This is a genomic window from Streptomyces triticagri (genome assembly GCF_003429565.1).
Lineage (GTDB): Bacteria > Actinomycetota > Actinomycetes > Streptomycetales > Streptomycetaceae > Streptomyces > Streptomyces triticagri.
Map to the genome: position 1 here is coordinate 1 of NZ_QUAK01000077.1, position 6,940 is coordinate 6,940.

General features: G+C 72.6%; 6 protein-coding genes and 1 pseudogene. 4 read left to right on the plus strand and 3 right to left on the minus strand.

From position 1 onward, the window contains the following. Window positions 1-440, minus strand: a pseudogene (locus tag DY218_RS14385) (hypothetical protein); the annotation flags it as partial. Between the two features lie 239 nt (window positions 441-679). Between DY218_RS14385 and DY218_RS14390 the strand changes: the two are divergent. Next, on the plus strand, window positions 680-1,582 hold the full coding sequence (locus tag DY218_RS14390; protein WP_128556408.1) for a DUF4429 domain-containing protein: 903 nt from the start codon (window positions 680-682) through the stop codon (window positions 1,580-1,582). 110 nt (window positions 1,583-1,692) lie between these two features. Further along, on the plus strand, window positions 1,693-2,043 hold the full coding sequence (locus DY218_RS14395; RefSeq protein WP_128556409.1) for a hypothetical protein: 351 nt from the start codon (window positions 1,693-1,695) through the stop codon (window positions 2,041-2,043). A gap of 31 nt (window positions 2,044-2,074) precedes the next feature. Here the strand turns inward: DY218_RS14395 and DY218_RS14400 are convergent, their stop codons facing one another. Next, window positions 2,075-3,457 carry a sensor histidine kinase gene (locus DY218_RS14400; protein ID WP_233521593.1) on the minus strand — a complete coding sequence of 461 codons (1,383 nt, stop codon included), beginning with the start codon at window positions 3,455-3,457 and terminating at the stop codon, window positions 2,075-2,077. A 186-nt stretch (window positions 3,458-3,643) separates the two neighbouring features. Between DY218_RS14400 and DY218_RS14405 the strand changes: the two genes are divergently transcribed. Beyond that, complete coding sequence (locus tag DY218_RS14405) at window positions 3,644-4,420, plus strand: NAD(P)-binding domain-containing protein (RefSeq protein ID WP_128556410.1); 777 nt, start codon at window positions 3,644-3,646, stop codon at window positions 4,418-4,420. Between the two features lie 65 nt (window positions 4,421-4,485). After that, window positions 4,486-5,001 (plus strand): pyridoxamine 5'-phosphate oxidase family protein, encoded by a 516-nt coding sequence (locus tag DY218_RS14410; RefSeq protein WP_128556411.1) that lies wholly within the window; start codon window positions 4,486-4,488, stop codon window positions 4,999-5,001. Between the two features lie 37 nt (window positions 5,002-5,038). Here the strand turns inward: DY218_RS14410 and guaA are convergent, their stop codons facing one another. Next, the gene (gene guaA / locus DY218_RS14415) at window positions 5,039-6,625 is read right to left on the minus strand and encodes a glutamine-hydrolyzing GMP synthase (RefSeq protein WP_128556412.1); all 1,587 of its coding nucleotides are present in this window, start codon (window positions 6,623-6,625) and stop codon (window positions 5,039-5,041) included. Window positions 6,626-6,940 lie beyond the last annotated feature (315 nt).

A 6,940-nucleotide genomic window follows, 5' to 3' on the forward strand; every position in this document is an offset into this window, starting at 1 on the left:
GTGCCCGCGGTGAGCGCGGCGGCCAGGGCGACGGCCGCGACGACGGCGGAGGTGCGTGCCGCGGTCCAGCCGGCGCCGATGCCGGTCAGCGCGGCGGCGAGGACGAGGACGACGACGGCGCCCCAGACGGCGACGGCGGTACGGCGCCAGAGCGCGCGCAGCCACGCCTCGCCGTCCGCCCTGCTGCGGGCGGCCAACGCGACGGCGGACTGGGTGAGTTCGTCCGACACCCACTGGCGCGATGCGCCCGGCGAGTGGGCCAGCGCGGCGGGCAGTCCGGCGCCGTCGGCCAGCTTGTCCCGCTCGGCGGCGAAGGCGGCCACCGCCCGCCGGTGCCCCTCGCGTGCGCCGTGCGGACAGTCCCCGCAGGTGCAGCCGCCCGCGTGCGCCGCAGGGTCCGATCCCCGTACCACCCCTTGCGCTGTTCCTTGCACTGCCACGACCGCGCCCCATCTCCCGGCTCGCCCGGATCGGCGAACTCTCATGTGATGAAAGGGAATTGTGCCGTAACTGACCGTCAGTCACGCGTGGGGGTGGGCTCGGTGCGGGGGTGATAACGGCGGCGGTACGTTGACACGGCGCCGGCCTGCGCCGACTCGGAGGGCACCGCGTCGCGTTGACTCGGCCGCGCTGACTCGGCAGGGACAGCCGCGTTGACTCGGCTGGGACAATGGTGTTCATGGCCGAGATCATCCAGCGGGACGGCACCTGGGTCTTCGACGGCGAACTCTTGCGCATCAGCCCGGGCCTGCACCGCAGCGTGCCCCTGCTGCGCCAGTCCTACGGCGCGATCACGGTCCCGCTGGAGGCGATGGCCGGCATCACCTTCGAGCCCGAGCGCAGGACCGGCTGGCTTCGTGTCCAACTCCGGGACGGTGCCGACCCGTTGCTGCAAGCGACCGGCGGCCGGCTGCCGGGGCTCACCGACCCGTACCGCCTCGCGGTGGACACCAGCCATGGCGCGGTGGCCGAGTACATCGCCCAGGAGGTCCGCCGGACGCTGCTGCTCGAGCAGATACCGGACGCGCCGACGTCCGGGTATCTGCTGCCCGGCCCCACGGTCCCGATCTCGGTGCGGTGCAGCGACGGGACCGTGTCGTTCGACGGCTACCGGATCCGGATCGACTGGAGCGACACCTCGGACCGGATCAAGCGGGTCACGGGCCCGCGGATCTTCGGGATCGACGCGCTGACGGGCGTGGAGTGGCTGCCCAACACCGGCACGGAGGAGGGCTGTCTGCGGTTTCTGACCAAGGACTCGGCGTTCTCCAAGCTGCCGCCGGAGAAGGATCCGTACGCCCTGGACCTGTGGGGCAATCCGCGCAAGGACATGCTCACGGTCCTGGTGGCCACGGCGGTCACGGCCCGGCTTCCGCATCCGTCGGGACGTTCCGCGTCCGGCGAGCGGGACGGGCCGGCGACGGGGCCCCGGCAGGCGCGCGAGCCGGCCGACCACGACGTGCTGCTGCGCCGACTGCGGGAGACGGGCGCGCTGCACCGCGAAGGGGTGCTTGACGAGGCGGAGTTCGCCCTCGTCAAGGGCGCGATCCTGCGCGGCTTCGAGGATCCGCCGCGGGATTGACGCGCCCCGCCGCTGCGGCCCTGCGCACGGGTCTTCTCAGTCGATCACGGCCGTGCCATGGTGGGCGCGAAGCGCATTCTGACGGTTCGTCAATTCGGGAGGTGCCCAAGGTGGCGCAGGACTGGACGCCCATCTATCTCGCGCACCGGCAGACCTACGCCGCGTTCCTGACCGCGACGGATGCCGAGGCGCGCGTCTCCTGGCACCGCTGGCGCGGCGACTACCCGAGCAAGGAGACGGCGCTCGCCGAGACGGACGCGGCATACACCCGTACACAGGGCGAGTTCAACATGATCGACCTCGAGGGGATCGGCCCGGTGGCGGAGGCCCGAGCCCTGGTCGACTGCATCCGCGCCATGCACGGCGTCGATGTCGAACCGCCCGGCACCTGGGAGGAGTTCACCCGCCTGCGCGAGGCGTTCGTGACGGCCGCACGCGACCACCTGTCGGCGCATCCGTAGGCGGGCGACCACGGGGCCGACCGGTCACCGGTCACCGGTCGTCGTGGACCAGCGGTACGCGAGCGGAGACCGCCGTGCCCTGACCGGGCTCGGACTCGACCGTCACCGCCCCGGCGACCCGCGCCGCCCGCGCCCGCATCCCGTCGAGCCCGAATCCGCCCGAACCGGAGCGGGGCGGCACCGCACCGGGCGCGAAGCCCCGGCCGTCGTCCCGTACGTCGAGGGCGATCTCACGGGCCATGTACGAGAGGGTCACGCCCACTCGGCCCGCGTCCGCGTGGCGCTCGGCGTTGGACAGCGCCTCCTGGGCGATGCGCAGCAGGGTCGCCTCGAGCTCGTCGTGCAGCGGCTCCGCCGTGCCCGTGACCGTGAACCCGGCGCGCACACCGGTGCGTTCGGCCCACTCGGTGACCGTCCGCTCCAGCGCCTCGGGCAGCGCGTGGTGTTCGAGGGCGGCCGGAGCGAGGTCGTGCACCGAGCGGCGGGCCTCGCCCAGGCTGTGCCGGGCCAGGGCGGAGGCGCGGTTCAGGTGCTCCTCGGCGAGGGCGGCGTCGTCCGTGGCGGAGACGACCTGGAGCTGCGCGATGATGCCGGTCAAGCCCTGCGCGAGCGTGTCGTGGATCTCGGCGGCGAGCCGCCGCCGCTCGTCCGCGACACCCGCCTCGCGCGCCTGCACCAGGAGCTGGGCGTGGAGGCCGGCGTTCTCGTCGAGGGCCTGCTCCAGGCGGGCGATGGTGGCCAGGTGAATCTTCGTACGCCGCTCCTCGTGCGCGGCGAGCCCGCCGAACACGTAGATCAGCGTGATGTTCACGCAGAGCACCGCGCCGAAGAGGCCCAACTGGCCGAAGTTCTCCGGCGGGAGACCGCCCGACTGCGACCCCGCGACCGTCACGGCGCTGGCGAAGAGACCCAGGAACGCCATGCGGCCAGGCAGCAGCCGGTCCACGCCGAAGTAGCCGAGCGACGCGTAGAACGCCGCGAACGGGTTGAGCCAGGCAAGCAGGAAGCCGACGGCCCAGCGCGTCCAGTAGTAGACCGAGCTCAGCAGGCCCGGACCGGTGGCCTTGCGCCCGGCCCTGCCCCACCACACCTGCAGTGCGAACCCGGCCGCGATCAGTGCGGCGGCCGCCCACCGCCGGTCCGCGGACTGCGTGAAGGTCTCCGAGGTGGCGGCCACCAGCGCGGCGGTCAGCGCGAGCAGCACATACGGACCCCAGCGCAGGAACGTGTCCCAGCGCCGCTCGACGTGCGCGTGCGCGGTGGCCGCGTCCGCGGAGACGTCCGTCCCCTCGAACCCACGCTCGATCCGGGCCGCGAGCCCGGACCCGAAACGGGGCGCCGCGCCGTCCTGCTTACGCATGCCCATGGCCCCAGTCTGGTCCACCGCTGCGTCCTCGATCTCGATGACGGCCACGTACCGAGCTTCGCGCCGACGCCGGGGCGACCGCATCGGCCATCGCGCTCGACCTGGCATCATCTGATCGGTTGACGGCCCGGTACGACGCCGCCCCGGGTGCCGGTCCGCCCCCGGTCGGCCGCGTGCACGACCCTTCGGTCCGTACCTCACATCTCCGTACCTCACATCCAGGAGGCAGCCACAGTGCAGCGCATCGGCATCGTCGGAGTCGGGGAGATCGGCCGGGCCCTCGTCACGGGCCTGTGCGAGGGCGCCGACGACGCTCCGGAGGTGTTCCTCTCCCCGCGCGGCGCCGATACGGCCGCCGAACTGGCCGCGCGCCACGCGAGCGTACGGGTCTGCGCCGACAACCAGGAGGTCGTGGACCGCTCCGAGGTGGTGATCATCGCCGTACGCAAGGAGGACCGGCACACGGCGCTCGGCGGCCTCCGGGTCGCCCCGGACCGGATTGTGGTGAACGTGATGGCCGGCGTCGCGAGCGACGACCTGCGTCGAACCCTGGCCACCGAAGCCGCAGTGGTCCGCGCCATCCCGCTGCCCGCCGTGCGCGAACGCCGTGGAGTGACCGTGACCTGCCCGGCGCATCCGGTGGTGGACGCGCTCTTCGGCCGCCTGGGCGGCGCGCTGCCGGTCGCGGACGAGGCCGCCTTCAATGTGTTCTCCGCGCTCACGGGCACGCTGACCGCCCACTACCGGTACCTGGCCACCCTGACCTCCTGGGCCGCCGATCAGGGAGTGCCCGCGGCCGACGCCGAGCGTTACGTCCGCGGGCTCTTCCAGGGAGTCGGGCGCGCCCTGGGCGACGAGACCCGCACCCTCGACCGGCTCGCCGCCGACCACGAGACGCCGAAGGGGAACAACGAGCGCATCCGCACCACCTGGTTCGACCAGGCGAACGCTCAGGCCCTCGGCTCGGCCCTCGACGGCCTGCTCGCCGATCTGAACGGCGGGCCCGAGTAGGAAGACTCCAGCGGATGCCGCAAAGCCGGACAGCGGGTGTCGGGTTTCGTCGGCAGACTGGCCGTATGCAGACCACCTCCGACGCCGGACACCCCGAACGAACCCCCGCGAGCTGGGCGGACTTCAGCGCCGCCGAACCCGAACTCGCCGGTCGCGCGGAGCGGCGCCTCACCGCTTTCACTCATCACGTGCTCGCCACGCTCCGCAGGGACGGCTCGCCGCGTACCTCGGGACTCGAAGTGCGCTTCCTGGCGGGCGAGTTGTGGCTGGGCATGATGCCCGGCTCGCTCAAGGCGCGCGATCTGCAGCGCGACCCGCGCTTCGCCCTGCAGGGCAATCCCGGTACGGACCCGGACGCCGACATGCAGGACGGCGACGTACGCATCGCCGGCCGCGCCGTCGAGGTGCACGACCCGGAGGTGATCGCGCGGTACGCGGGCGAGGTGCGGCCGCCCGAACCGTTCCACCTCTTCCGCGCCGAACTCACCGAGGTGGTACGGACGTACGTCGAGGGGGACGAGCTCGTCGTGGAGGTCTGGCGGCCGGACGGCACGGGGCTGCGCACGATCCGCCGCCGCTGAGCCGGAGGCGGGCGCGGGCGGGCTCACCCGCGCGGGATCACTCCCACTCGATGGTGCCCGGCGGCTTGCTGGTGACGTCGAGGACGACGCGGTTCACATCGGCCACCTCGTTGGTGATCCGGGTGGAGACCCGGCCGAGCACGTCGTACGGCATCCGCGTCCAGTCCGCCGTCATGGCGTCCTCGGAGGAGACGGGCCGCAGCACGATCGGGTGCCCGTACGTCCGTCCGTCGCCCTGTACGCCCACCGAGCGCACATCGGCGAGCAGCACCACCGGGCACTGCCAGATGTCCCGGTCGAGGCCGGCCGCCGTGAGCTCCTCGCGGGCGATCGCGTCGGCCTCGCGGAGCAGGTCGAGGCGGGCCTTGGTGACCTCGCCGACGATCCGGATGCCGAGGCCGGGGCCCGGGAAGGGCTGGCGCTGCACGATCTCGTCCGGCAGGCCGAGCTCCTGACCGACCATCCGGACCTCGTCCTTGAACAGCTGCCGCAGCGGCTCGACCAGCTCGAACTCGATGTCCTCGGGGAGGCCGCCGACATTGTGGTGCGACTTGATGTTCGCCGTGCCGGTGCCGCCGCCGGACTCGACCACGTCCGGGTAGAGGGTGCCCTGGACCAGGAAGGCGACGGGCTCGTCGGTCGCGGAGGCCTCGGCGATGATCTCCGCCTGTGCCTGCTCGAAGACCCGGATGAACTCCCGGCCGATGATCTTCCGCTTCTCCTCCGGGTCGGACACCCCGGAGAGCGCGTCGAGGAAGCGCTGCTCGGCGTCGACGACCTTGAGCTGCACGCCCGTGGCCGCCACGAAGTCCTTCTCGACCTGCTCGGTCTCGCCCTTGCGCATCAGGCCGTGGTCGACGTACACGCAGGTCAGCTGGGTGCCGATGGCCTTCTGGACGAGGGCTGCGGCGACCGCGGAGTCCACGCCGCCGGACAGGCCGCAGATGGCGCGCTTGCCGCCGACCTGCTCGCGGATCGCGGCGACCTGCTCGTCGATGACGCTGCCGGTCGTCCACGACGGGGTGATGCCGGCGCCGCGGTACAGGAAGTGCTCGAGGACCTGCTGGCCGTGCGTGGAGTGCATCACCTCGGGGTGGTACTGCACGCCGTAGAGCTTCTTCTCGTCGTTCTCGAAGGCGGCGACCGGGACGACGTCCGTGGAGGCGGAGACCGTGAAGCCCTCGGGGGCCGCGCTGCAGGCGTCGCCGTGCGACATCCACACGGACTGCTCGCCGGGGGTGCCCTCGAAGAGGGTCGAGCCGGGCTTGGAGACGTGCAGCGGGGTGCCGCCGTACTCCCGGGCGCCGGTGTTGTCGACCGTGCCGCCGAGCGTCGTGGCCATCAGCTGGAAGCCGTAGCACATGCCGAAGACCGGGACGCCGGCCTCGAAGAGCGCGCGGTCGACGCTCGGGGCGCCCTCCGCGTACACGGACGAGGGGCCGCCGGACAGGATGATCGCCGCGGGGTTCTTGGCCAGCATCTCGGCGACGGGCATGGTGCTCGGCACGATCTCGCTGTAGACCCGGGCCTCCCGCACGCGGCGGGCGATGAGCTGGGCGTACTGCGCACCGAAGTCGACGACCAGGACGGTGTCGGGGGCGGCACCAGGGGACTGTGCAGACACTGCGGCGGCCTTCCGGCGGTGGGGTGGAGGGGGTCTCTACCAGTCGATTCTAACGGCGTCCGGGCATGCGGCCGTCCCCGCGCAGGTGCCCGCACCGGTCCCCCGCACTGCTCCCCCGCGCAGGTTCCGCGCACGGGCCCGGCCGGGTCGGTCACAGGCGTGGACGCAGTTGACCGCGGGCGTGGACGTAGGGGCATACTGGCCCCGTGAACACGCACCTCGGCTTCCTCTTTACCTATGGCAACCGGCCCGCCGGCTGCCATGGTCGAGCTGCTTGATCACCTGACAAGCGACTTCCAGGCGCCCCGGGCCGAC